This window comes from Terrisporobacter sp. (assembly GCF_017888745.1).
Classification (GTDB): Bacteria; Bacillota; Clostridia; order Peptostreptococcales; family Peptostreptococcaceae; genus Terrisporobacter.
In genome coordinates, this window is sequence record NZ_JAGHFM010000132.1 from 1 (window position 1) to 3,209 (window position 3,209).

Below are 3,209 nucleotides of genomic sequence, written 5' to 3' on the forward strand. Positions count from 1 at the left end.
CACTTTTTCATCTACAGGTTTTAAATCTTCACTTTCGCCTTCAAATACCCCAAAATTCATTTCTTTTAAACCTTTTAATCTTGTATAAGGTATACTCCCATTTGTTGCAATTTCCAATGTATCACAACATCTTTCTGATGAAGAACTATAAGCATTATCTATATTAATATTTTCAAAATACTCTCCTGCTATTTCTGCTTGTTTTCTTCCGGTCTCTGTAAGTGGTGAATCACAATGTCCTTGCATTTTTCTCCTTAAATTAAATAAAGTTTGACCATGACGCATTAAGTATAATATTTTCTTCATATTATTCCCCCTTATAGCTATCTATTTTATGATATGTTAAAAGCTATGTAATTTTTAAATTTCTATAATAATTGTAACATAAATATTAAACGAAAATACATAAATGAATATAGTGTATAATTTTAACAAATTACTACTAATTATTATTTTTTTGCTTATCTATAATATTATCTATTATGACAACTAAAGCTAATACAAAAGCTTCATCCTCAAAATCAACATCTATATAATAATTATCAGTAAAGGCGAAAAATTCTTTTGCAACCTTAGCTATAAGTCTTCCACCTTGATATATTTTATAATTATAGTCAAAGTAATCACCTTGAATAGTTAAATCACCATATTTGCTACTTACACTTAGTTTATCCTTAAAAAAAGTAAATTTTTGACTTACTTGTGCTACCACATCATCATCTTTAAGTATCTCGTAATTAGACATAAATGTAAGCAATTTCTCCTTAGCTGAATAAAGTACTCTTCCATTTTTTAATATATCAAATTGTAGTCCAAAAGTTAAAAATTTATTATCTACAAAGTATACTTCTTCATCAAACTCATTTTTTATCCAAAAATCCTCTTTTATTTTGAAAAATTTTGATTTCATATAATATCTCATATAATTCCCCATCCTTTTACTTAGTTAAAGTATTTTATTATAGATTAACACATTTTACTTTTATTTTATATACATGTTACTTTCTTGTAATTTTTTTACCTTTTCCAACTCTTCTATACATTCTTTAGCCTGATTATTATTTATATATATTAAACAGGATACATCATCATTTCTTTCACTAATTCTAGTAGTTACTCTAACGTGATCCTCTAGTTGTTTAGTTTCAAACTTATATATTAAATCTAAATGACATTCCTTATTATCTATAATTACATTTATACTGTTTTCTGGTATTTCCATATCCACATCTCTTTTTGTATCACTCTGAGATATATTTCCAAATTTAGTATACTTATATGAATGACCTTTATAATCAAATCTATTACTGGTTTTAATTTGCTCGAGTATGTATTTTCCTTCTTCTATTTTATTTTCAAAATCATCTTCTTCATAAAAATAATATTTAGAAAAATAATCTAATTTATATTTACCCATAATGTCCTCCTACTTAATTATTTAGAATTAGTATCTGCAAAATATATAAAGTAAATTCTATAACTAAAAAAACTGCATCCTTAGTTAGAATGCAGTTTATTATTTATTAATTTTTCTAATTTACTATAAATGATTTTTTTATATCATTAAAATTAAATACTATATTTAAAATTATCGCTGTAATACTAACCATAAATAAACCATTACTTAATAACATTGATAATAGGCTAGGAAATTTATCAAATATGTTAGGTACAACAGTAACTCCTACTCCTACAGCTAAACTTATGCCAACTATTGTAAAGTTTCCACCTGTAGAAAAATCTACCTTAGATAATATAGATATTCCTGCTGTTAAGATTATTCCAAATAATGATATTGTAGCTCCACCCATTACAGGCTTTGGTATTATAGTTATTAATGCTGCTACCTTAGGGAAAAATCCAATTATTATTAAAAATAATCCTGCCACTTTTATTACATTTCTACTTTTAATATTAGTAAGCTCTATAAGTCCTACATTTTCATTAAACATAGTAGATGGTACTGAACAAAATAATCCGGCAAAGACTTGCCCCATGGCAACTCCTCTTAGTCCTTTTATCTTTGTATTTGAATCAGTACTAGTTTTACATACTTCATCTAATACAGAAAATACTCCTATACACTGTATTAAATTTATTACACAGAAAATAGTCATCATAAGTATTGCATCTATCCTAAATTTTGGCATCCCAAATTTACCAGGATTTATTATTTCAAACCAACTTGCCTCAGCTACTGGTGTTAAATCTACCATACCAAATCCAAATGCTATTATAGTACCTGCTACTATTCCTATTAATAAAGATAATGATCTTAAAAGACCTTTTCCATATTGATTTAATAATACTATAATAATTAATACAAGTCCGCCTAACATAATATTTTCAATAGCTCCAAAGTTAGCTGCACCTTCTCCACCCGCTAAATCTTTAAATGCTACTGGTATTAAACTTATACCTATTAAAGTTACAAATGAACCTACTACTACATCTGGAAAAAATACTAATATCTTATCCATTAGAAAAGATATTGCAAAAATTAATATTCCAGATCCTATTATTGCTCCAAATAATGTATCTAAACCATATTGTCCACCAATTGATATCATAACTCCAAGAGGAGCAAATGATGCCCCCATTACCAATGGTAGCTTAGAACCTATATTAGCAAACCCTAATGTTTGAATTAATACTGATATTCCACTTGTAAAAAGATTTGCTGATACTAAAAATGCAATTGTTTTATTATCTAAATTTAGCGCACTTCCTAAAATTAATGGTACTGCTATTGATGCAGGACACATTGTAAGAACATGTTGAAATGCTAATATTAGTAATTTACCCTTAGATACTTTTTCTTCAAATACATCTGTACAACTAGAACTAATCGCTGACATACTTTTCCCCCTATTTTACCTTTTTATCAATATGTATTAATTTTTAAACCCAGTAACCTTCATGCACTTTTGCTGCCTCTTCTTCAACTGCTTCTACTGGTCCGATTACTACTATATCTTTTTGACCTTTAGAAAATACATCTCTACATGGTAAGTCAAAAGTTGGATTTTGGTCGTGGCTTCCAGTAAGCTCTAATAATCTTCTTTCTGTCATTCCATATACTACTCTACCTATGTTTGCCCAATATATTGCTCCAGCACACATTGCACATGGTTCTGCTGTAGTGTATAAAGTACAAGTCCATAAAAACTCTTTGCTATATTCTTTTGATGCTCTTTCTGCAAGTGCTG

At 27.6% G+C, this 3,209-nt stretch carries 5 protein-coding genes; all 5 read right to left on the reverse strand.

What is annotated here, in order from left to right; translation table 11 throughout:
- A partial coding sequence (locus J7G74_RS06300; RefSeq protein ID WP_297133241.1) for a histidine phosphatase family protein occupies positions 1-306 on the reverse strand: 306 nt, incomplete at its 3' end.
- 136 nt (positions 307-442) lie between these two features.
- Positions 443-922, reverse strand: a complete 480-nt coding sequence (locus J7G74_RS06305; protein WP_297133244.1) for an LURP-one-related/scramblase family protein — start codon at positions 920-922, stop codon at positions 443-445.
- 60 nt (positions 923-982) lie between these two features.
- The gene (locus tag J7G74_RS06310) at positions 983-1,417 is read right to left on the reverse strand and encodes a hypothetical protein (RefSeq protein ID WP_297133247.1); all 435 of its coding nucleotides are present in this window, start codon (positions 1,415-1,417) and stop codon (positions 983-985) included.
- 115 nt (positions 1,418-1,532) lie between these two features.
- Positions 1,533-2,858, reverse strand: coding sequence for a uracil-xanthine permease family protein (locus tag J7G74_RS06315; RefSeq protein WP_297133249.1), 1,326 nt, complete (start codon positions 2,856-2,858; stop codon positions 1,533-1,535).
- Positions 2,859-2,901: 43 nt separating this feature from the next.
- Positions 2,902-3,209 (reverse strand): deaminase (locus J7G74_RS06320; RefSeq protein WP_297133251.1); only part of this gene is annotated, 308 nt, incomplete at its 5' end.

Coding starts and splice junctions, on each gene's coding strand:
- J7G74_RS06310 (WP_297133247.1), bottom strand. CDS start 1,417: ATGGGTAAATATAAATTAGATTATTTTTCTAAATATTATTTTTATGAA.
- J7G74_RS06315 (WP_297133249.1), bottom strand. CDS start 2,858: ATGTCAGCGATTAGTTCTAGTTGTACAGATGTATTTGAAGAAAAAGTA.
- J7G74_RS06305 (WP_297133244.1), bottom strand. CDS start 922: ATGAGATATTATATGAAATCAAAATTTTTCAAAATAAAAGAGGATTTT.